Source organism: Pandoraea pnomenusa (assembly GCF_040391475.1).
Taxonomy (GTDB): Bacteria; Pseudomonadota; Gammaproteobacteria; order Burkholderiales; family Burkholderiaceae; genus Pandoraea; species Pandoraea pnomenusa_C.
Genome location: NZ_JBEBXS010000033.1, coordinates 16,004 through 37,177, shown reverse-complemented (window position 1 = coordinate 37,177; position 21,174 = coordinate 16,004). Strand labels below are relative to the sequence as shown.

The 21,174-nt window shown below is 63.6% G+C and carries 15 protein-coding genes and 1 riboswitch; of the genes, 10 read left to right on the top strand and 5 right to left on the bottom strand.

Annotated features, from left to right (window positions below):
- Positions 1 to 166: 166 nt before the first annotated feature.
- Both ABWO90_RS23030 and ABWO90_RS23025 read right to left on the bottom strand, forming a co-directional pair.
- Entirely contained in the window at positions 167 to 1,747 is a 1,581-nt protein-coding gene (locus tag ABWO90_RS23030) for a 3,4-dehydroadipyl-CoA semialdehyde dehydrogenase (protein WP_353193554.1), read from the bottom strand.
- 72 nt (positions 1,748 to 1,819) lie between these two features.
- Complete coding sequence (locus ABWO90_RS23025) at positions 1,820 to 2,290, bottom strand: DUF4863 family protein (protein WP_353193553.1); 471 nt, start codon at positions 2,288 to 2,290, stop codon at positions 1,820 to 1,822.
- 278 nt (positions 2,291 to 2,568) lie between these two features.
- Between ABWO90_RS23025 and ABWO90_RS23020 the strand changes: the two genes are divergently transcribed.
- The 5 genes from ABWO90_RS23020 (at position 2,569) to ABWO90_RS23000 (ending at position 8,906) form a co-directional block, all read left to right on the top strand.
- The gene (locus ABWO90_RS23020) at positions 2,569 to 3,483 is read left to right on the top strand and encodes a helix-turn-helix transcriptional regulator (protein WP_023595044.1); all 915 of its coding nucleotides are present in this window, start codon (positions 2,569 to 2,571) and stop codon (positions 3,481 to 3,483) included.
- Between the two features lie 112 nt (positions 3,484 to 3,595).
- Complete coding sequence (gene boxC / locus ABWO90_RS23015; protein WP_353193552.1) at positions 3,596 to 5,251, top strand: 2,3-epoxybenzoyl-CoA dihydrolase; 1,656 nt, start codon at positions 3,596 to 3,598, stop codon at positions 5,249 to 5,251.
- Positions 5,252 to 5,348: 97 nt separating this feature from the next.
- The gene (gene boxB, locus ABWO90_RS23010; protein ID WP_353193551.1) at positions 5,349 to 6,776 is read left to right on the top strand and encodes a benzoyl-CoA 2,3-epoxidase subunit BoxB; all 1,428 of its coding nucleotides are present in this window, start codon (positions 5,349 to 5,351) and stop codon (positions 6,774 to 6,776) included.
- A 54-nt stretch (positions 6,777 to 6,830) separates the two neighbouring features.
- The gene (gene boxA / locus ABWO90_RS23005) at positions 6,831 to 8,096 is read left to right on the top strand and encodes a benzoyl-CoA 2,3-epoxidase subunit BoxA (RefSeq protein WP_353193550.1); all 1,266 of its coding nucleotides are present in this window, start codon (positions 6,831 to 6,833) and stop codon (positions 8,094 to 8,096) included.
- Between the two features lie 228 nt (positions 8,097 to 8,324).
- On the top strand, positions 8,325 to 8,906 hold the full coding sequence (locus ABWO90_RS23000; protein ID WP_353193549.1) for a DJ-1/PfpI family protein: 582 nt from the start codon (positions 8,325 to 8,327) through the stop codon (positions 8,904 to 8,906).
- Between the two features lie 30 nt (positions 8,907 to 8,936).
- Here the strand turns inward: ABWO90_RS23000 and ABWO90_RS22995 are convergent, their stop codons facing one another.
- Positions 8,937 to 9,470 (bottom strand): 2-thiouracil desulfurase family protein, encoded by a 534-nt coding sequence (locus tag ABWO90_RS22995; RefSeq protein WP_353193548.1) that lies wholly within the window; start codon positions 9,468 to 9,470, stop codon positions 8,937 to 8,939.
- 325 nt (positions 9,471 to 9,795) lie between these two features.
- On the opposite strand from ABWO90_RS22995, the gene ABWO90_RS22990 reads away from it, so the two are divergent.
- Positions 9,796 to 10,944 (top strand): hypothetical protein, encoded by a 1,149-nt coding sequence (locus ABWO90_RS22990; protein ID WP_353193547.1) that lies wholly within the window; start codon positions 9,796 to 9,798, stop codon positions 10,942 to 10,944.
- A gap of 44 nt (positions 10,945 to 10,988) precedes the next feature.
- Here ABWO90_RS22990 and ABWO90_RS22985 read toward each other — a convergent pair whose 3' ends face one another.
- Positions 10,989 to 11,921 carry a LysR family transcriptional regulator gene (locus tag ABWO90_RS22985; RefSeq protein ID WP_353193546.1) on the bottom strand — a complete coding sequence of 311 codons (933 nt, stop codon included), beginning with the start codon at positions 11,919 to 11,921 and terminating at the stop codon, positions 10,989 to 10,991.
- Positions 11,922 to 12,042: 121 nt separating this feature from the next.
- On the opposite strand from ABWO90_RS22985, the gene ABWO90_RS22980 reads away from it, so the two are divergent.
- The 4 genes from ABWO90_RS22980 (at position 12,043) to ABWO90_RS22965 (ending at position 19,524) form a co-directional block, all read left to right on the top strand.
- Positions 12,043 to 13,053, top strand: coding sequence for a zinc-dependent alcohol dehydrogenase family protein (locus ABWO90_RS22980; protein ID WP_353193568.1), 1,011 nt, complete (start codon positions 12,043 to 12,045; stop codon positions 13,051 to 13,053).
- A 31-nt stretch (positions 13,054 to 13,084) separates the two neighbouring features.
- A riboswitch (ZMP/ZTP riboswitch) is annotated at positions 13,085 to 13,191 on the top strand.
- 98 nt (positions 13,192 to 13,289) lie between these two features.
- Positions 13,290 to 14,537, top strand: a complete 1,248-nt coding sequence (glyA, locus tag ABWO90_RS22975; RefSeq protein WP_353193545.1) for a serine hydroxymethyltransferase — start codon at positions 13,290 to 13,292, stop codon at positions 14,535 to 14,537.
- Positions 14,538 to 14,554: 17 nt separating this feature from the next.
- Entirely contained in the window at positions 14,555 to 15,037 is a 483-nt protein-coding gene (nrdR, locus tag ABWO90_RS22970) for a transcriptional regulator NrdR (RefSeq protein ID WP_353193544.1), read from the top strand.
- Between the two features lie 455 nt (positions 15,038 to 15,492).
- Positions 15,493 to 19,524: an autotransporter family protein gene (locus ABWO90_RS22965; RefSeq protein WP_353193543.1), complete on the top strand. Its 4,032-nt coding sequence runs from the start codon at positions 15,493 to 15,495 to the stop codon at positions 19,522 to 19,524.
- A gap of 185 nt (positions 19,525 to 19,709) precedes the next feature.
- Here ABWO90_RS22965 and ABWO90_RS22960 read toward each other — a convergent pair whose 3' ends face one another.
- Positions 19,710 to 20,774, bottom strand: coding sequence for a porin (locus tag ABWO90_RS22960; RefSeq protein ID WP_353193542.1), 1,065 nt, complete (start codon positions 20,772 to 20,774; stop codon positions 19,710 to 19,712).
- Positions 20,775 to 21,174 lie beyond the last annotated feature (400 nt).

Sequence of the window (21,174 nt, the reverse complement as noted above, 5' to 3'; positions counted from 1 at the left end):
CGGTGGATCACCGCGCGGCACCCGTTCACATGGGAACGGCGCTCACGCGGCGTGAGCTCTCTTTTTTGGCGCTCTGACGGCACCTGTTTGAATCACCTTGACTGCGACGGCTTGCGGCTGGCTGCTGAGTGGTTACGGCAAATGCGGTTCGGTGACCCGACGTGCGTCAGGCCTTGGGAAATTCGACGGCGTCCTGCGCGAGTGCCTCGACCATCGCGGCCGGACCCTGAACGGCCGAGCGCACGTGATAAAAGCGCAGCGCACGCAAGCCGCCCAGTTCTTCGCCGCCACCGGCGCGCCCCGGTCCGCCATGCAGCGACTGCGGCATGACGTTGCCGTGGCCCGTCTGGCTTTTCGCGACAGACGGATCCACGGCATGCACGCGACCGTGCGCATCGGCCAGCGTCACGGCAGGGGCGCACATGGCGACGGCGTCGTTGCTGTACAGCGAGACGACGAGCGAACCCTGGCCGCGCTTGGCGAGCGCCACGGCGTCGTCGAGATTGCGATAGCCCACGAGCGTCGCCACGGGGCCGAAGACCTCCGTGTCGTGCACGCGCTGCCCGCTTGCGCCGTCGCGCAGGCCGAGCAGTACCGGCGCCACGCAGGCGCTGTCCGGCGTGGCGTCGACGAACGCGGCATCGCGATTGCCGTCGTAAAGCGTTTCGGCTTCCGCTTGCAGATGGACAATGCCTTCGAGCACGGCGCGCTTTTGCGCAAGGCTCACGAGCGAGCCCATCTTCACGGTCTCGTTGCGCGGATTGCCGACGACCGTTCGGGCGAGACGCTCGGCAATCGCGGCAGCGGCCGCATCGAAGTACTCGACCGGCACCATCGCGCGCCGGATGGCCGTGCACTTCTGCCCCGACTTGACGGTCATCTCACGCGCCACTTCGCGCACGAACTGATCGAACGCGGCGGTGCCGGGCGCGGCATCGGGCAACAGCACGGCGCTGTTCAGACTGTCGGCCTCGACGTTGATGCGCGCCGAGCGATGCGTGAACGCGGGGTGCGCGCGCAGCGTGGCGGCGGTATCCGCCGAGCCGGTAAACGACACGACATCGAACGGACCGATGCGATCGAGCAGCCCGGCTGCGCTACCGCAAATCACGGACAGGCTGCCCGGCGGGAGAATGCCGGCGGCCACGACATCGGCCACCATGCGTTGCGTGAGCCAGGCGGTCGACGTGGCCGGTTTGACGATCACGGGCACGCCGGCAAGCAAGGCGCCGGCTGCCTTCTCCCACAATCCCCAGGCCGGGAAGTTGAAGGCGTTGATGAAGAGTGCCACGCCCGGCGTCGGACGGAAGACGTGACGCACCGCGAACGAGCCGTCTTTGGCGAGTGGCACGGCGGCGCCGTCGAGCAGCGTGTGCGCGTCGCCAAGCGATGCACCGAGCTTGGCATATGTCGACAAGGTGTAGATGGCGCCATCGATGTCGACGGCCGAGTCCGTGGCGACCGTGCCCGAATTGGCGGTGGCGATCGCGTAATAGTCGTCGCGATGTGCTTGCAGCGTAGCCACGATTTGCGAGAGCCGTTGTGCGCGCTCGCCATACGACAGGGCGCGCAAGGCGGGGCCGGCCGTGTCGCGAGCGAAGGCGAAGGCCGCGTCGAGATCAAGTCCGGCGCTCGAGACGAAAGCGAGCGTGTCGCCCGTCACCGGGTCGGTCAGGGCGGTGCGTTCGCCGCTGCCGGCCACCCATTGGCCGGCGACGTAGTTTTCCAGCAAGGCAGGGGTACTCATGACCAGTACTCGATAAGAGTCAGACAGTTGACGTGTGTGCGTCGCGCGAACCGGCGTGCGGAAGCCGCCCGCTCAAGCGCTGCGCGTGAATTCGATGGCGCCGCCGGGCAGCAGGTAAAGCACGAGGGCGCGTCCGCTGGCGACGGTCGGCCGGTGGGCCGTGCCGGGGCCGTACACGCACCATCCGGCCGGGTGTCCGTCGAACGTCGCACCCGGCGTGAGCGGCATGATGAGATCGATTTCGCCGTTGGGATGCGTGTGGTGCGGTCCGGCCAGATCGGCCATGTCCACCACGTCGACGGAAAAGTCGTGCGTGTCGGGCGTGGCCTTGATGACGCGTCCGTAACGAATGCCACCGCCTTCGCGATTGCATAGCCAGCCTTCGGCCACGCCGGTGCGGCAGGCGTCGGCGAGCGTTTCGTAACCCGGGGAACCAGCACCATAGTGCGTGTTGAGCCAATCGGCGAGGGGGGCGTCGAGGGGGCGGCCGTCGAGCTGGCGCGTGAGGTCGGCGATCAGCGCCTGAAATTGGGGCACATCCATCCATGTCTCCTGGGGACGTCGCAGTCGCTATACCGGTCGCGGCGGCAGCAGGGGCCCAGTCGATCGATTCAGCCGGGCCGGCATCGCGTTGACAATGCCCTGTCGTTCGCGCGCATCACGGTCCGCGCACTGTCTGTTGATATGACGTCGGTCAATGACGGTGCGCAGAATGTCTGGCCCGCGTTTGCTTTTTTACCGACGCATGGTGAAAATTAGAGCATGCAAATTTCGCTGTCAAGCAATATATTACATGTTATCTGCTTCGAGGATCTTGCCTGATGAATAAGAGTGCGCAAGCCGATGGGGTGCCGACGGCGCGTGGCGCCGGTGAGAAAGACCCGTTTCTGGTCGCGCTGGGCGAGCGGGTACGAACGCTGCGCGCGCGGCGAGGCCTGACGCGCAAGGCGCTGGCGCTCGACGCCGGGGTATCCGAGCGTCACGTGGCCAATCTGGAGTCGGGGGTGGGAAATGCCTCCGTGCTGTTCCTGCGTCAGCTCGCACAGGCACTAAATTGCACATTGGCGGAGATCGTGGGCGACGAGACGACGTCCTCTGCCGAGTGGTTGCTCATTCGCGAAATCCTGCACGGGCGCGATGGGGAGGCGCTCACGCGCGCGCGTCAGGCGCTCACCGAGTTGTTCGCGGGCAGCGAGCGCGACCCGGATCGGCGCGGCCGCATCGCGCTCATCGGACTGCGTGGCGCGGGCAAGTCGACGTTGGGCCGCATGCTGGCCGACGACATGCACGTGCCGTTCGTCGAGCTCAATCGCGTGATCGAGCAACTGGCGGGCTGCCCGCCGTCGGAGATCTACTCGCTGTATGGGGCGAGCGCCTATCGCCGTTACGAGCTGCGCGCGCTCGAGGCCGTGGTGGCCGAGCATCCGCGCGCTGTCATCGCGTCGCCCGGCGGTATCGTCAGTGACGCCGCGACTTTCAACTTCCTGCTCACCCATTGCTACACGGTCTGGCTGCAAGCCTCGCCCGAGGAGCACATGAAGCGGGTGGTCGCGCAGGGCGACCTGCGGCCGATGTCGGGCAACGCGGAGGCGATGGACGATCTGAAGCGCATTCTGGCAGGGCGTCAGGACTTCTACGCCAAGGCCGACATGAGCTTCGACACCGGCGGGCGGGCGCTGGCAGACGCCTATCTGCAACTGCGCGGCCGCCTGGCAGTGCAGTTATCGTCCGATTGATTGTGGCTTGACTGCAAAATAATTCATTTTTCTTTCGGTAAACGGTTGACGGTGGGTTTGTGCTGCACTATATTGCAATCCAACAAGATCATTATTCGTGTTGGAGGCAATCATGTTCGGCAAACCCCACGTCGACTACCGTACGGACCCCACGCAGTACAAGCACTGGAAGTTGAGTTTTGATGGCGCTGTTGCCACGCTCGCCATCGATATCGCAGAAGACGGCGGCATTCGCGAGGGCTACAAGCTCAAGCTCAACTCGTACGATCTGGGTGTGGATATCGAACTGCACGATGCCGTCCAGCGCATCCGCTTCGAGCATCCGGAAGTCAAGACGGTGGTGGTCACGAGCGCCAAGGACCGCGTGTTCTGCTCCGGCGCGAACATCTTCATGCTCGGCCTGTCGTCGCACGCATGGAAGGTCAACTTCTGTAAATTCACCAACGAAACGCGTAACGGTCTCGAAGACTCCAGCCGCCACTCCGGCCTGAAGTTCCTCGCCGCCGTGAACGGCGCATGCGCAGGCGGCGGCTACGAGCTGGCGCTGGCTTGCGACGAGATCTATCTGGTCGACGACCGCTCGTCGTCGGTCGCGCTGCCGGAAGTGCCGCTGCTCGGCGTGCTGCCGGGCACGGGCGGCCTCACGCGTCTGACGGACAAGCGCCACGTGCGCAACGATCGCGCCGACATTTTCTGCACCATCGTGGAAGGCATTCGCGGCGAGCGCGCCAAGCAATGGCGCCTGGTCGACGAAGTCGTCAAGCCCGCCCAGTTCGCCCAATCGGTTTCGGCCCGCGCGCTGGAACTGGCGCAGGACAGCCATCGTCCGGGCGGCAAGGGCGTGACGCTCACGCGCATCGAGCGCACTGACGAGCCGGATGCCATCCGCTATGAATTCGTCGAAGTCGAAATCGATCGCGCCAACCGCACGGCAAGCCTGACCGTGAAGGCACCGAAGTCGGCGCCGCCGGCGGACATCGCCGGTATCGAAGCCGCCGGCATCCACTGGTGGCCGCTGAAGATGGCCCGCGAACTCGACGACGCCATCCTCAATCTGCGCACCAACGAACTCGACATCGGCACCTGGCTGCTGCGCACGGAAGGCGAGGCCAAGCATGTGCTGGCCGCCGACGCGTCGCTGCTCGCGCATCAGGACCACTGGTTCGTGCGCGAAACCATCGGCATGCTGCGCCGCACGTTTGCCCGTATCGATGTGTCGTCGCGCTCGCTGTTCGCGCTGATCGAGCCGGATTCGTGCTTTACCGGCACCCTCGCCGAGTTCGCGTTTGCCGCCGACCGCACGTACATGGCGTCGTTGCCGGCCAGCGAGGAAGACGAACCGGCGATCACGCTCACCGAAGTCAACTTCGGCCTGCTGCCGATGGTCACTGACCAGTCGCGTCTGGCACGTCGTTTCTACGAAGACGCCGAGGAACTCGACGCCGTGCGTGCCACCATCGGCCGCCAGGTGCGTCCGGATGAAGCGGAACGTCTGGGGCTGGTCACGGCCGCCGTCGACGATCTCGACTGGCCGGACGAAATTCGTATCGCCATCGAGGAGCGTGCGGCCATGTCGCCCGACGCCCTGACCGGCATGGAAGCGAACTTGCGCTTCAACGGTAAGGAGACGATGAACACCCGCATCTTCGGCCGTCTGTCGGCGTGGCAGAACTGGATCTTCATTCGCCCCAACGCCGTGGGCGAGAAGGGCGCGCTGAAAGTCTACGGCAAGGGCAACAAGGCGCAGTTCGACCTGAACCGCGTCTGACGAATGCGATGCGCCGCCGCCGGTGACCCGCACCGGTGAGCGGCGCACCGACGAGACGTTTTCCACAGAACACGCACGAGACACGAGGATTCCCACGATGGCTTCGATCAACTACAGCGAGAAGATCCCCAACAACGTCAACCTGTCGGACGACCGCACGTTGCAACGCGCGCTCGAACAGTGGCAGCCGAACTTCCTGTCCTGGTGGGGAGACATGGGCCCGGAAGGCTCGCATGGCTTTGACGTCTATCTGCGTACGGCCGTGAGCGTGGACCCGAGCGGCTGGGCGCACTTCGACCACGTGAAGATGCCGGACTATCGCTGGGGCATTTTCCTCACGCCGGGCGAAGCGGATCGCAAGATTCACTTTGGCGAACACAAGGGCGAGGCCGCGTGGCAGGACGTGCCGGGCGAGCATCGCGCGAACCTGCGCCGCATCATCGTCACGCAGGGCGACACGGAACCGGCATCGGTCGAGCAGCAGCGTCACCTCGGGCTGACGGCGCCGTCGATGTACGACCTGCGCAACCTGTTCCAGGTGAACGTGGAAGAAGGCCGCCATCTGTGGGCGATGGTCTACCTGCTGCATCGCTACTTCGGCCGCGACGGTCGTGAAGAAGCCGAAGCGCTGCTCGGCCGCCGTTCGGGCGACGAGGACAATCCGCGTATTCTCGGCGCGTTCAATGAAAAGACGCCGGACTGGCTCGCGTTCTACATGTTCACGTACTTCACGGACCGCGACGGCAAGTTCCAGCTCTCGGCCCTGGCCGAGTCGGGCTTCGATCCGCTCGCGCGCACCACGAAGTTCATGCTGACCGAAGAGGCGCACCACATGTTCGTGGGCGAGTCGGGCGTGTCGCGCGTGATCGCCCGCACGGCGCAGGTGATGAACGAACTCAAGACCGACGATGTCTCGAAGCTGCGCGCCGCCGGTGTGATCGACTTGCCGACGATCCAGCGTTACATCAACTTCCACTACTCCGTGACGATCGATCTGTTCGGCGCGGACCAGTCGTCGAACGCCGCGATCTTCTACAGCTCGGGTCTGAAGGGCCGTTACGAAGAAGGCAAGCGCGACGACGATCATCAACTGAACGGCCAGATGTATCGCCTGCTCGACGTGGACAACGGCAAGCTCGTGGAGCGCGAAGTGCCGATGCTCAACGCGATGAACGAAGTGCTGCGCGATGACTACATCAAGGATTCGGTGGCCGGTGTGAACCGCTGGAACAAGGTGCTGGAGAAGGCCGGCATCGACTTCCGCCTGACGGTGCCGCACAAGGCGTTCAATCGTCAGATCGGTACGTTCGCGGGTGTGCGGGTGTCGCCGGACGGCCGCGTCGTGAGCGAGACGGAATGGGCCGCGCACGAGCGTGAGTGGCTGCCGTCGTCGGAAGATCGCGCCTACGTGGCATCGCTGATGGGTCGCGTGACCGAGCCGGGCAAGTTCGCCAACTGGATTGCGCCGCCCCCGCTGGGCATCAACCGCCAGCCGATCGACTTCGAGTACGTGCGCTTCAACTAAAAATGCGGGGGCCACGCAGCCCCCGAAGCGCATTCCCCACAAGGAGACAGCATCATGAACGGCCCCGTTCCGGTCGAAGTCCTGAAGCAGCATCTGATCGATCCGGAGATCTGCATTCGCTGCAATACCTGCGAGGAGACGTGTCCGATCGACGCGATCACGCACGACGAGAACAACTACGTTGTGCGCGCGGACACGTGCAATGGGTGCATGGCGTGTATTTCGCCGTGCCCGACGGGGGCCATCGACAACTGGCGCGACGTGCTCAAGGCCGAGGCCTATTCCGTCGACGACCAGCTCACGTGGGACGAACTCCCCGCGCAGGACAACGCGGTTGCCGGTCAGGGATCGATCGGCGAGGCGGCCGAGTCGAGCGGCGGCGCGGGGGCGGGTAACGCGTCCGATGCCTCGGAGCCGGTCATCGGCGGCTCGGATCTCGTGCGCGGCTCGGTCGTGCCGCCGTGGTCGGCAGCCAAACCCTACGTCAACCTGTACAACCACAAGGCGCCGGTGCAGGCGACCGTGGTCGGCAATTACCGGTTGACGGACGCCAGTACCGAGAGCGACATCCATCACATCGTGCTCGACTTCGGCAAGCAGCCGTTCCCGGTGCTCGAAGGCCAGTCCATCGGCATTATTCCGCCGGGCACGACGGCCGACGGGCGCGCGCACCACGCACGGCAGTATTCGATTGCGTCGCCGCGGGACGGCGAGCGTCCCGACTACAACAACCTGGCGCTGACGGTCAAACGCGTGACGAAAGACCATCACGAGCAGGCCGTGGGCGGGGTGTGTTCGAACTACCTGTGCGACCTGAAGAAGGGCGACGTGGTGAACGTGATGGGCCCGTTCGGCAGCACGTTCCTCATGCCGAATCACGCCGATTCGCATCTGCTGATGATCTGCACCGGCACGGGCGCCGCGCCGATGCGGGCCATGACGGAATATCGCCGTCGGCGTCGCCTGAAAGGCGCAACCGGCAAGCTGATGCTGTTCTTCGGCGCACGCACGCAGGGCGAGTTGCCGTACTTCGGCCCGCTGCTGAACCTGCCGAAGGATTTCATCGACACGAACCTCGCGTTCTCACGCACGCCGGGCCAGCCCAAGCGCTACGTGCAGGACGCCATGCGTGAGCGTGCCGCCGACGTGGCCGCGCTGTTGCGTCACGAGCATACGTACATCTACGTGTGTGGCCTGAAAGGCATGGAAGACGGCGTGCTGCAGGCGCTGCAAACCATTGCCGGCGAGGCCGGACTCGACTGGCAGGCGCTGTGGCAGCGCATGAAGACGGAAGGCCGTCTGCATCTCGAAACGTATTGAAGCCAATGGCTCGCGCGGCGCCCCGGGGGGCGGTGCCGCCGACAAACCGCTTGACCGACGGCGTTTTGCGCCGGCTTGACACCGCGTGCTTCGGCACGCGGTTTTTTTTGTTCAGATCGTTGAAGAACGTGCGGGGACGGTTGCCCCGGCGTCGTCACCGGAATTGAGTAACATGGAGGGGCTGTTTCTCGGTTTCTCCTTCCCTCATTTCTCTGAATGGAGCGTCACATGGGCAAGAAGCGGATTCTGGTACTGGCAGGCGATTACGTCGAAGACTACGAGCTGATGGTGCCGGTGCAGGCACTCATGGCCGTGGGGCATCGCGTGGAAGTCGTCTGCCCCGGCAAGAAGGCGGGCGACAAGGTGCGCACGGCCATTCACGACTTCGAGGGCGATCAGACCTACAGCGAAAAGCGCGGTCACGACTTCACGCTCAACGCCACCTTCGACGGGCTCTCGCCGGCGGACTTCGACGCATTGGTCATTCCGGGCGGGCGCGCACCGGAGTATCTGCGTCTGAATGAGGAGGTCCTGGCGGCGGTGAAGCACTTCGCCGAGCACGACAAGCCGATTGCCGCGATCTGTCACGGCGCACAGTTGCTTGCGGCCGCAGGTGTGATCGAGGGGCGGGAGTGTTCGGCGTATCCGGCTTGCGCGCCGGAAGTGCGTCTGGCGGGCGGGAAATACATGGAGATCGCGATCGACGACGCTCACACCGATGGCAATCTCGTGACTGCGCCCGCGTGGCCCGCGCATCCGGCCTGGATCGCGCAGTTCCTGGCCGTGCTCGGCACCCGAATCGAGCTGTAGTCGCGCGCGGGTGTTCGTTTTTTTTGCGCGCTATCGAGGGCTCTCGATGCTCCCGATGCTCCCGATCGCGCGCAGTCTTGCATCGGCGTCGGCGAGCGTGTGCTCGCTGAACACTTCAATGCCGTGACGGCGCAGCCAGGCTGCCGCCACACCGTCTCCCGCAACCTTCCTGCCCGTGAACGTCCCGTCGTAAATCGACGCGCTGCCGCATGACGGGCTGTCTTCCTTCAACACCGCAATCCGGATGCCGTGACGCTGCGCCAGGGCCAGCGCCTGCCTTGCGCCGTCCAGAAACGCGGCGGTGACGTCGGCGCCGGTGTCGTCGACGACACGCGCGAGTTGTTGCCAGACGGCGTCGCCCCCCGCCGCCCGTGCGATTTCCGCGGGCGGACGCGGCGTAGGAAGTCCGCCGGCAACTTCGGGGCAGATCGGCACGATGAGGCCGGCGGCGCGCCAGCGCTCGAGAATGGCGGCACCGGCCTCGAACGGGGCGGCGCGCCCGTGATAACGAACGGGGTGACCGAGCAGACAGCTGCTCACGAGAATGCGGGGGGGCGTAGACATACGGCGAGCCTACCACGCGTGGGCTCATGGCCACACATGACCTCACGCCATCGAACTGCGTCCCGTCTGCGCAACGTGCGCCGGCATGTGCCGACGATGCGTGGCGGATTTGTCCGATGTTGCCTCATTTTCGAAAGCCAGCCGTTCGCTGCCGCAGCAAGATCGCCCGATCTCGATCGGGGTGTTGGGCTCGCCTTGTGCGCCGAATGCCCCGCCAAATGACGAAGGGGGGGGCGTGATGAATCCGAATGCCTGTTCGCGTTGGGGACATGTGCCGAGCGGCGTTGCGTGGGAGGAGCGGTCGGTCCGGGTCCCCGCGTGCGGCATGTCCGAAGCCTACGGTGCGGTCGCCGGACACGACGGCAGCGGCGCGCCGTTACCTGGCATCGGGCCGCACGATTTTTCTACGGCGCAACGAGTCCACGAGGTGGGGACGACGGTGTCGTCGGAAAGTTGGGCGCGTGTGGTGCTGGCACCTACGGCGGAGGCTGCGCAATATGTCGTCCGTGCATGCCCGGACGTCTGGCAGGCGACGCAAAGCTGGCTCGCGTCGCGACTCTTCGGCGCGCTGGGGCTGGCCACGCCGACCGCCATACTGGTGCGCGGTTGTTCGCAGGCGTTCGATGCGACGTGCGACCCCGAGCGCGTCTTTCTGGCGACGGCCTTCCTGCCGGGCTGTCAGGCGTTCGGCGAGTGGCTGGAGGGCGTCGCTGCGTCCCGGGCGATCGAAAGTGCGTTGCATCGTCCGCCCGATGAACGGGGGCGCGTCGGCCGGGACAGCGGCGCGCGCGTTCCGACACTGGCGCAAGCGTTCCCGGATCAGGCGGCCAGGCGAGCCAAGATCTGCACCCTGCTGCCCGACATCTATCAGTGCGAGCTCGAGCGACAGTACTTTGCGGCGCTCTGGCTCGGCAATCGCGGACTGTGCGACGCGGGTCTCGATAACGTGGGCATCTGGCGCGACCGCGAGGATCTGCCGCGCGTGATGACGATGAACTTCGACGCGTGCCTGTTCTCGCGAGGTGTCGGCCAATACCCCGCAGCGTTGCCCGACAGCATCCTCGAGGCCGTCGCGACGTCGCCGTGCGGCGAACACGACGCACCATTCGTGCGACGCCTGTCGTGCCTGACCTCGGATGCGTGCGAGAAGGCGGTTCGCGACGCCCTCAAGCAGCCCGATGGCGTGCGCGCCGTGGCCGCGGAGATGGCATACCGGCTTGGCCGCATCGATGCGCCGGGCGTACAGCCCTGGGTCGTCGCCGCGTGCGACTTCGTTCGGCACGCGAGGGGGTGCACCGGAACGCCGGTCGACACGCCCGATGTCGACGGCCTGATCGAGCGCCTCCTGTCCCGGCGCGACAGCGTAGTGAAACTGTTGGGCGGGGCGTCGGCCGCTGCGATGTGGGCGCGATGGCATTCGACGCGCGCCGCAGCGATCAGCGCGCAGCAATTGCCCTTTCTGACGCAGGCATAGGCGACGCTACCCTTGCCACCCTTTCCCGACGCCTCGAGCGTGCGCTAGGACGTACGAGGCACGCCGAGAAGGGCGGGGGCGGCGCTGACCAATGCGTCGATGGCCGCCCGCAGCTTTGGCGACGGATGACGCGTGTCGGGCCACACCAGATGCAGAGGCGTGCCGGGCGTGTAGGTGTTCGCCAGCAGTTGCACCAGCTTGCCGGTGCGCATCGACTGCGCTGCGACCCACTGGGGAATGCATGCGATACCGAGCCCCTGTTCGGCCGCTTCGACGAGGGCTACGAGATCGTCGAGCACGAAGCGTGGCGTGCGGCGCGTGGCCTCGGGCGTCACGGTGAGTGCCGGCCATTGGTAGAGGTTGTTGCCGCGACCGTACATCAGACGTTCGTGCCCGACGAGATCGGCGGCCGTTTGCGGCGTGCCATGCGCAGTGAGATAGGCGGGGGACGCGCACAGCAGCATCGTCTGCTCGCCGAGTGACCGTGCCTTGAGTCCGGGCGTGTCGTCGAGTCGTCCGCTGCGCACGGCGAGGTCATAACCTTCTTCGACGAGGTCCACGCGACGATCGCTGAACGCCATCTCAAGCCGCAATTCCGAATGCGTTTTCGCGAGCGTCAACAACACCGGGGCGATGCACTGTCGGCCGATCTGCACCGGCATCGTCACGCGCAACTTGCCGCGCGGGGTCACCGCGCCGGCACTCAGTTCGTCTTCCGCTTCGGACAACTCGGCGAGCACCCTCGTGCAACGTAGATAGAACGTTTGGCCTTCATCGGTCAGATGCTGGCTGCGGGTGGTGCGATGGAACAGGCGCACACCGAGACGGGTTTCCAGTCGGCCGATGCGCTTCGCGACGGCCGAGCGCGTCAGATGCAACCGTTCGGCGGCACCGGCGAAGCTCCCCGCATCGACCGCTGCGACGAACGCCGAGATGCCGGACAGCCGGTCCGGTGTGTAAGTCTCATTGGTTCCCATGATTCGCCAATCTGTTGATGAATTGCCGTCACTGCTGCGAAGTATTCTCCAATAAGCTGGGACTGTCCACCCGGCGGACCGGGGATTTCCGTTTTCAGACAAAGGATTGGCAATGACAACGATGAAGCAGTGGCAGATGACGACGCTTGGCGAGGCTGCGCTCGAACTGACGAATGTGGACGTACCGACGCCTGGACCCGGCGAAGTCTTGGTCAAGGTGAATGCGGTGTCGCTCAACTTCCGGGACGCCCTCATGATCGACAGCGGCATGGGGTTGCCACTCTCGTTCCCTTACGTGCCCGGCTCGGACATGGTCGGCGAGGTGGTGGGGCTGGGCACAGGGGTGACGCGCGTGGCGCTCGGCGAGCGGGTCGTCAATACGTTCTGGGATCGTTGGGTCGGCGGGGAGCAGGCGCCGTCGGGGCTGCAGATCTTCGGCGGAACGTTGCAGGGCGTGCTGCGCGAATACGCCGTGTTCCCCGAAGGGGCGCTGGTGCGGGCGCCGTCCACGCTCGACGATGTGGCGGCCTCGACGCTGACCTGCGCGGGGCTCACGGCCTGGTTCGCGCTGTTCGGCATCGGCCGTAAGCTCGTGGCGGGCGAGACCGTGCTGGCCATTGGCACGGGCGGCGTGGCGTTGTTCGGCGCGCAATTGGCCGTGGCGCACGGCGCCAGCGCGATCGTCACGAGCGGCAGTCCCGACAAACTGGCCCGGGCGGCGGCGCTCGGCGTCACGCACGGTGTGCTTCGCCGCGACGGATGGGCCGACGAAGTCCGAACGCTGACCGAGGGCCGGGGCGTGGAACAGGTGCTGGAACTGGCGGGGGGCGACATGCGCGAGAGCATGGCTGCGCTGGCAGCGGGCGGCAAGGTTTCCATCATTGGCACGTTGGGCGGCGATACGCTGGCGTTGCCGGTGTATGACATGTTGCTCAAGCGCGCCCATGTGCAGGGAATCGGCGTGGGGCACCGCGACGGGCTTGAGGCGCTGGTGGCTGCCGTCGACCGGCATGGGATCGTGCCGGTGGTGGACGCCGTCTACGATTTCGACGCGCTCGGACAGGCGCTGGCGCACCTGCGTCGCGGGGCGTTCGGCAAGGTCGTGGTGCGGGTTTCCGGGCCGGTTGCCTAACGCCGAAAGCTCGCATAAACTATCGACGCCACAAACCCCGCGTGACTGGCGATTAGGGCACACAGCCTGTGTGCCCGAGGTGGATCAACCCACCGGGAAGCGCCGGGGTCTTATTTGCCGTTCGCCTGGGCAGCCGTGATGGTTGGTGCTGCCCTGTCTATCGTCTTCCGAAGCACAAAGGAAGATGCGCTGCGCCATCCCCTCCCGGAAAACCTGTTCAATTCAACGGAACCGCCATGTTCGACAAATCGAAATCTACCGTTGCCGCCGTCGACCACGAGGTCTGGGCTGCGATTCAGAAAGAAAACCAGCGTCAGGAAGATCACATCGAGCTGATCGCTTCGGAAAACTACACCAGCCCGGCCGTGATGGAAGCGCAGGGCTCGCAACTGACCAACAAGTATGCGGAAGGTTATCCGGGCAAGCGCTATTACGGTGGCTGCGAGTATGTGGACGTGGTCGAACAACTGGCCATCGACCGTGTGAAGGCACTGTTCGGCGCCGAAGCCGCGAACGTGCAACCGAACTCGGGTTCGCAGGCCAACCAGGGCGTGTACTTCGCCATGCTCAAGCCGGGCGACACGATCATGGGCATGAGCCTCGCGCACGGCGGTCACCTCACGCACGGTTCGCCGGTGAACATGTCGGGCAAGTGGTTCAACGTGGTGAGCTACGGCCTGAATGAAGCCGAAGACATCGATTACGACGCTGCCGAGAAGCTCGCGCAGCAACACAAGCCGAAGATGATCGTGGCAGGGGCTTCGGCCTTCGCCCTGAAGATCGACTTCGAGCGCATGGCCAAGATTGCCAAGTCCGTCGGTGCGTACTTCATGGTCGACATGGCGCACTACGCCGGTCTGATCGCTGCAGGCGTCTACCCGAACCCGGTGCCGCACGCCGACTTCGTGACGACGACCACGCACAAGAGCCTGCGCGGCCCGCGCGGCGGCGTGATCCTGATGAAGGCCGAGTTCGAGAAGCCGATCAATTCGGCCATCTTCCCGGGCATTCAGGGCGGTCCGCTCATGCACGTGATCGCTGGTAAGGCCGTCGCGTTCAAGGAAGCCGCGACGCCGGAATTCAAGGCATATCAGGAACAAGTCGTGAAGAACGCGCGCGTGCTGGCCGAGACGCTGGTCAAGCGCGGTCTGCGTATCGTGTCGGGCAAGACCGAATCGCATGTGATGCTGGTCGACCTGCGCGCCAAGAACATCACCGGCAAGGCAGCGGAAGCCGCCCTGGGTGAAGCGCATATCACCGTCAACAAGAACGCGATTCCGAACGACCCGGAAAAGCCGTTCGTGACGAGCGGCGTGCGTCTGGGCTCGCCGGCCATGACCACGCGCGGCTTCAAGGAAGCTGAAGCGGAGCTGGTCGGTAACCTGATCGCCGACGTGCTGGACAACCCGGAGAACACCGAGACGCTGGCCCAGGTCCGCGCCAAGGTGGCCGAGTTGACCAAGCGTTTCCCGGTCTACGGCTAAGCGAAGGCGTCGCACGCATGCGCTGCCCGTTCTGCCGGCACGACGACACGCAGGTCATCGACTCGCGTGAAGCGGAAGACGGCGCTGCCATCCGGCGGCGCCGCAGATGCCCGTCGTGCGACAAGCGTTTCACCACGTATGAGCGGGTCGAGCTCATGATGCCGGCGGTCGTCAAGAAAGACGGCAGTCGGGCCGAGTACGACCGCGCGAAGGTGCGCGCCAGTATGCAACTGGCGATTCGCAAGCGTCCCGTCAGTGCCGAAGCGATGGATGCCGCGATTGCGCGCATCGAGTACAAGCTGCTGGCCGGAGCGGAGCGCGAAGTGGTGAGCCAGCGTATCGGCGAGTTGGTGATGCATGAGCTGAAGCGTCTGGACAAGATCGCCTACATCCGGTTTGCGTCGGTGTATCGCAGCTTCGAGGACATCGCGGAATTCCGCGACGTGCTCGAGGAGATCGACAGCGCCGACATCAAGCCGAAACGCAAGCCGGTGGCGTAACGCAGACGCACGTGTGACACCTCGCCGGAGGCTGTGAAGCCTGCCGCTGCGACGATGGACGGAAAAACCCGTCGTGCCCGAAAGGGCACGGCGGGTTTTTTTATCGGCCATCGAAGCCAGTTAATGGCGCGACGCGAAAAGGCATGCGGGTCATTTCCCAATGTTTGTGTTTAGGCGTTGTTTGCGTACGTCAAAATTTATGTTTTGGGATTTTTCAATTAAATGGCATTGGGAATTTGTCTGGATATAAGGATTTAAATTGTAATTTTGATGTGAGTATTCACAATCCTTAAAAATTGGGTGCTTTGAGTTAAGTATTAAAAAACAATGATTTCTGGGTTGTTTCAATAGTCTGGCTTTTAGACTCCGTGAGCCTTGACGCAGGTCGTAGCGCCGTGTCTGGAGTGCGATGGGAAAAATCATCGCTTTTCACGAATCAACTCATGGATTATTGAATGTACAAGAATCATCCGAAGTCGAACGCACTGCGTCAGACGAAGATTTGCATGGCCGCAGCGGCGGTAGTGGCGGCAGCGGCTTTGCCGAGCTATGTCGGAGCAGAAGAGGCCGTGCCGGAGTGGCAGACAACGAAAAACACCCGACTGAACGAGCTGAACGGCAAGATCGAAACCGATAAGAATGCATCGGGCGAAATGAACCTTGCTAAGGAGACGCTAAAGCATAAGGAGTCATACAAAGGCTTCTCGGATAGCGTTCGCGAAGCGTTTAATAAGAGTACGGCGAAAGAGAAGCTTGACGCACTCGATCAGGTGGCGAAGGACATTCAAGTCGAAATTACCAAGCTCTCGAAAGTGGTCGACAATGGTCAGCCTGCGCATCACCAAGCGCAGTTGGCTGCACTGGAAAAACTTAAGGCCGCTCTGGGCAAAATCGACACTGACAAACTCGGCGGCCATCAGGACAAAACGGACCTCGAAGGGCTCGTTGCGCAAGCGACGGTGACGCAAGCCGTCACGACTGCGACGACTGCGCTCGCCAAGGCCAAGACGAAATTGGACAACCTCAACCTGCTGAAGCACAAGCAGGACGCGTGGGACAAGGTTAGCGCCGACGCTGACGTGCAGACACTCGCGAAAACGTTCGTACTCGACGCGAATGCGAGCGGCGTCGAAAAGAATGGCGCCAACACCAAGCTGGCATGGTCCGACAAGAACCTCCAGACGTTCGCCACAGATGATGCGGTCAGCACGACGGCCAGCGCACACACCAAAATCGATGCTGACGCCACGCTCGAACTCGGCAGCTTCTCGGGAAGCGCATCCGACGCCATTCATGGCCTGACGGAAAGTGGCGGCAATCCGAAAACACGCAATATTGGTACCCTTCGCGCGCTCGAAGGCGCCGACCACGCAGTGGACGTCACCGGCGGCGTGATGAACGTGAAGAATGGGATCGAAGGCAGCGGTAAGCTCTCGATCGACGTGGGTGCCAAGGGCGAGCTGAACTTCCTCAAGGACGGCAAGGGAATCGATGCCGGCGCCGAGCAAATCTCGCTTACGGCGAAAGGGGCGGCAAGCGGCAGCGACCCTGCCGGCAAGATCAATTTTGGCGAGAACACCAGTGCCGGGAAGGCCAGGATCGACGTCTCCAATGGCGCCGAGCTGAATTTCGCGAAGGACGCCAAAGCGGGGGGAAGCACGATCACGATCCGCGGTGAAATCACCGCACAAGACGTGAAAGATGCGAAGGCGCTCGATGGGGACAGCCAACTTGCCGAATCCAAGTCGGCCAGCGCGACTTTCGATATGGCATCGGCGGAAAACGCCACGATCAACAACAGCGGCAACTTGACCTTCAAGGGCGGATCGCTGGGTAACGCGAAGATCACGAACGAAGCGAAGGGTACGGTCACGATTGAAGGCAAGGACGTTCCCGATCTGGATGCCGAGGGCGAGCAGAAAGAGGACGCCGGCGGCAACAAGCTGACGAAGAAAAAACAGTCGCTTGGCGGCAATGCCAACGTCACCAACCGAGGCAAGCTGACCGCTACGGATACGAACCTCCAGAAGCTGACGCTGACGAACGATGGCGGCACTTCGACCATTGCGAAGTCGAGTGGTGATGACGTGACCATCTCGAACTTTGGCGCTGAAGCCAAACTGGTGATCTCTAACTCGAAGGTTGCCAAAGTCGCACTTTTCAACGCTGCAAGGGCTGAGATTTCAGGGTTGACCGGCGATAAGGTGATCATCGCGAACAGCGGTGAGAAGGGCGATTTGACCGTTTCGAACTCGACGATCCATGAGTTGGGTTTGATTAACGATGCGAAGGCTGAGGTATCGGGTCTGCGCAACGCCAAGGCGAGTATCTCGAACAGCGGCGAGTCAGGCAATTTGACCGTTGACGGCTCACAGTTCACCGAGTTGGGGATGGTCAATGACGCTCAGGCTGAAATCTCGGCGTCGGCGGCGACAAACGCCATTGTTAGTAACAAAGCCAATGGCAATCTGCGCATCGCTGACTCGAAGTTCGCAAGTCTTAACCTCACGAACGACGGCAACGTCACGATGCGGGGCAACACGACCACCGATAACGCGACGATTGTCCAGAATGGTGGCAAGTTTGACGTGTCGGGCATCACGGCCGATGGTGGCGTGAAGTTTGGCTCGCTGAGCGGTGCGGGTGACATCATCGTCGGAGAAAACGCCCTCACGATCGGTTCGCTCAACCAGGATGAGACGTTCGGCGGCAAGATCCTGGCCTCCGAACCGAACGCATCCGCAGAGGATGAAGCCACGGCTGATGCCCAACGCGCTCCGCGCACCACCGTCGATCCGTCGTTGACCAAAGTCGGCAGCGGCAACCTGACGCTGTCGGGCGATCAGAGCGCAGTCAAGTCGATCGAGATCGACGCCGGCAAGCTGACCGCAGCGCACCAGAACGCCCTCGGTTCGGGCGATGTCGGTATCTCGAGTTCGGCGGCTTTGGTGGTTGCAACGTCGCACGTCTCGGGTGTTAAGACGATCACCAACGCTGGTGAAATCAACCTCGGCCTGAACAAGCTGTCCGTCGAGACGTACGAGTCGGCAACTGGCGCGAAGATCAAGACGACCGCAACCAAGGCGGACGGCAAGGTGTCGACCGGCCTCATCCACGTTGAGAAGAACGGTGACTTCAGCGATACCGATCTTCAGATCAATCGCGATGGCACGGTCAAGCTGAAGGACGTCGTTGGTCAGAATATCCAGGTCGTGACGAAGGGCAACGGCGCTGACGTCAATGCGAAGTTCAATTCCGTGAGATTCGGTAGCGTTCTGGCCGACGGTACTGACGACGGCAACGTGACCATCACGAAGGACAGCCGCGTCGGCTTCCTCGCCAAGGACGGTGCCTACACCGACAACGAGCGCGCGGCGCTGGCCTCGGTTGATGGCGTGACCTACGGCGATATCACCACGGGCAAGGTGGGCGGCGACGTGCTCGCCGAGATGCTCGAGCAAACGTCCGGTTCGGCCGAACAACGCCGCTCGGCGGGCCTGCTTTCGGGTGAGTCGTTGGTGAACAATGCCTATGCGGCACAGGGCTCGGCAACGGCGTTCCAGCGCGGCATGCAGACCCGCATGATCGCCGGCGGCGCGATGTTCGACGAGAAGACCACCAACGGCGCCAATGCCAATGCCAACGGCAGCGGTGTCGCCGGCTGGGCAGCGTTTGCGGGCGGTAACACGGCGCAACGCGGCAACGGGCCGTCGTTCGATGTTCGCAGCCTGGACGGTGCGATCGGTGTCGACAAGCGCGTTGGCGACAACACGATCGTCGGGGCATCCGTCGGCATGGGCAACCAGGATTCGAAGGCCAGGGGTGTGTCGGGCGAGTCGAAGATCAACAGCGTGAGCTTGGGTCTGTATGGTTCGCACCTGAACGACACGCGCTGGTTCGTCAACGGCGGTGCGTCGTACACGAACCACAGCGTGCGCACGGATCGCGCGGTGGCCGCAGGTGATGTGTCGGCGCGTCTGTCCGGTAGTACCGGCGGCCGGACCTTCGGCGCGTTCGGTGAAGTGGGCAAGCGCTTCGAGGTGTCGGGCATGAACATCGATCCGTCGGTGGGCGTGCGTGTGGCATCGACGCGTCTGAATGCGTTCGACGAAACGAACCGCGACGGCGGCAGCAACGACGGCCTGAACGTCGGTGCGCAGTCGCAGACCTCGACGCGTGGCGTGCTGGGTGTGCGTCTGTGGCGTGAGGTGGCAAACGTGGGGGGGACGAAGGTGGCACCGTCGCTGCGTCTGGCCTACGAGCACGAGTTCGGCGACACGCAGAGCATCCTGACCAACACGATCTACGGCGCACCGCGCTCGTTCAATGTGAAGGGTGCGAAGCTGGGCGCGGACATCTTCACGGCGGATCTGGGCGTGAACGTGGAAGTGAAGAAAGCGCTCGACGTGCGTCTGGGCGGTAACCTGAGCGTGCGTAAGGGCGAACGCGCCGTCGGTGGCAGCATCTCGGCGATGTATCGCTTCTAAGCGCTCCCTGAATGCGTAAGAGAGGCACGTCGTGCCTCTTGAGCGCAGTCTCAATGAAACCCGCCGTGCCTGCAAGGGCCGGCGGGTTTTCCATTGCGCGACCCGGGCCATCGCGCTCGCGACCATAAAAAAGCCGCCCGGCAAAGCGCCGGGCGGCTTTTGTGCGTCTGTCTTCCGCTGCGAACTCAGAACGAGTGCGACACCCCGATATACGCACCGGTCTGGCCCTTGCCGGGAGGCGGGTTGTCGAGCGAATCGCTCGGAATCGCGGCCACCGAGAAGCTCTGGTTGGAGCTGTTCTTCACGTACGCGATGGTGCCGTACAGGAATGTGCGCTTCGACAGGTTGTAGGTGGTGCCCAGTTCGAACATCGTGGCGTTTCCGAACCCGCCCGGCACGTTCACGTGATAGATCGCGGCGTTGGCGGCCCACACATTGGTCGCCTGCCACTTCACACCGGCCCAGTAGTGATCGGCGCGCGTGGCGAAGTCGGGAGCGGGCGCGTCGGGTGCCGCCATGTGCGTGTAGCCCAGCGAGATCGTGAAGCGGTTCAGGAAGATGTTCGCCCCGGCGAAGTACTCACGCGACGTAGCGAACACATCAGTGAACTGTCCGTTGGCGTCGCGAATTTCGTCATACAACGCGCGCAACTGGAACCGATCGTGGGTGTACGTCAACTGCGCACCCATGCCCCGGCCGTTGTTGAACTGGCCCGCGATGTTGGAAAACGCGTACTGGCCCGCGATGTCGAAGCCGTACCAGTTGGGACTCTGATAGTTGACGGTGTTACTCGCCTGCGGCCAGTTACGTCCGCGCACGAGCGACGCCGACGAGAAGGCCTGCTGCTGGAACGGGTCGAAGTCCCAGACGCCATTGCTGATGAACAGGTTGCGCCCGAGCGTGAGCTGGCCCCAGGAGCGGGAATTGAAGCCCACCAACGCGCGCCGGTCGAAGATCGAGCCGGAGCCGTTGTTGTTGAAGCCGTTCATCAACTGGAAGCCGCCTTCCAGATTGAATACGGCATGCAATCCTTGCCCGAGATCTTCATAGCCGCGCAGGCCGAACAGGCTCGTGCCGTAGTCGCCGCCTTGCGCGCTCCAGCGCGACGTGGTGCCGCCGTTGCCGTCCTGCAGGTTGTTCATGAACTGAAAGCCGCCGTCGACGCGGCCGTACAGTTGCACACTCGATTGCGCATGCGCGAGCGTGCCCGCACAGCAAAGCAGGCTGGCTGCAATGAGCTTTTTCTTCATGGTCTGCTCCCCAGGTTGCGTTTTGCCCCGCACCTTTCTTGCGTGGTTATGCCCGTCGTCGTCGCGCGCCACCCTTGTCGGGGCGAAGCGGGATGTCGTCGGAAAAGCCTGAAATATCGTTACGAGTGACGAGAAATCGGCAAGCGGGGACGCCTGGGCAACGGGCGCCGCATGGCAGCATGCGGGCGGTTGCGAGTGATGCCGTCACGCTCTGGTCGTCAGAGATCGTTTTCATGGCAGTCCACTGGCGTTGGGCCTGCGGCGGCGGGAGGCTGCGTAGCGCACAGGCGTTACGCGCACAAGCCACCGAGCGGCCGGATTCGGCTGACGAGGGGGCGCCTGGTAACAGATGTCTTGTACTGCGAGATAACGCGCACCCGTCGTCCGGATGGCTTCTTTA

Excerpts from the sequence above, each read along its gene's own strand:
- nrdR (WP_353193544.1), top strand. The coding sequence starts at position 14,555 with ATGCGCTGCCCGTTCTGCCGGCACGACGACACGCAGGTCATCGACTCG.
- ABWO90_RS22985 (WP_353193546.1), bottom strand. The coding sequence starts at position 11,921 with ATGGGAACCAATGAGACTTACACACCGGACCGGCTGTCCGGCATCTCG.
- ABWO90_RS22990 (WP_353193547.1), top strand. The coding sequence starts at position 9,796 with ATGTCCGAAGCCTACGGTGCGGTCGCCGGACACGACGGCAGCGGCGCG.
- ABWO90_RS23030 (WP_353193554.1), bottom strand. The coding sequence starts at position 1,747 with ATGAGTACCCCTGCCTTGCTGGAAAACTACGTCGCCGGCCAATGGGTG.
- ABWO90_RS23020 (WP_023595044.1), top strand. The coding sequence starts at position 2,569 with ATGAATAAGAGTGCGCAAGCCGATGGGGTGCCGACGGCGCGTGGCGCC.
- ABWO90_RS22995 (WP_353193548.1), bottom strand. The coding sequence starts at position 9,470 with ATGTCTACGCCCCCCCGCATTCTCGTGAGCAGCTGTCTGCTCGGTCAC.
- ABWO90_RS22960 (WP_353193542.1), bottom strand. The coding sequence starts at position 20,774 with ATGAAGAAAAAGCTCATTGCAGCCAGCCTGCTTTGCTGTGCGGGCACG.
- boxB (WP_353193551.1), top strand. The coding sequence starts at position 5,349 with ATGGCTTCGATCAACTACAGCGAGAAGATCCCCAACAACGTCAACCTG.
- glyA (WP_353193545.1), top strand. The coding sequence starts at position 13,290 with ATGTTCGACAAATCGAAATCTACCGTTGCCGCCGTCGACCACGAGGTC.
- ABWO90_RS23000 (WP_353193549.1), top strand. The coding sequence starts at position 8,325 with ATGGGCAAGAAGCGGATTCTGGTACTGGCAGGCGATTACGTCGAAGAC.
- boxC (WP_353193552.1), top strand. The coding sequence starts at position 3,596 with ATGTTCGGCAAACCCCACGTCGACTACCGTACGGACCCCACGCAGTAC.
- ABWO90_RS22980 (WP_353193568.1), top strand. The coding sequence starts at position 12,043 with ATGAAGCAGTGGCAGATGACGACGCTTGGCGAGGCTGCGCTCGAACTG.
- ABWO90_RS23025 (WP_353193553.1), bottom strand. The coding sequence starts at position 2,290 with ATGGATGTGCCCCAATTTCAGGCGCTGATCGCCGACCTCACGCGCCAG.
- boxA (WP_353193550.1), top strand. The coding sequence starts at position 6,831 with ATGAACGGCCCCGTTCCGGTCGAAGTCCTGAAGCAGCATCTGATCGAT.
- ABWO90_RS22965 (WP_353193543.1), top strand. The coding sequence starts at position 15,493 with ATGTACAAGAATCATCCGAAGTCGAACGCACTGCGTCAGACGAAGATT.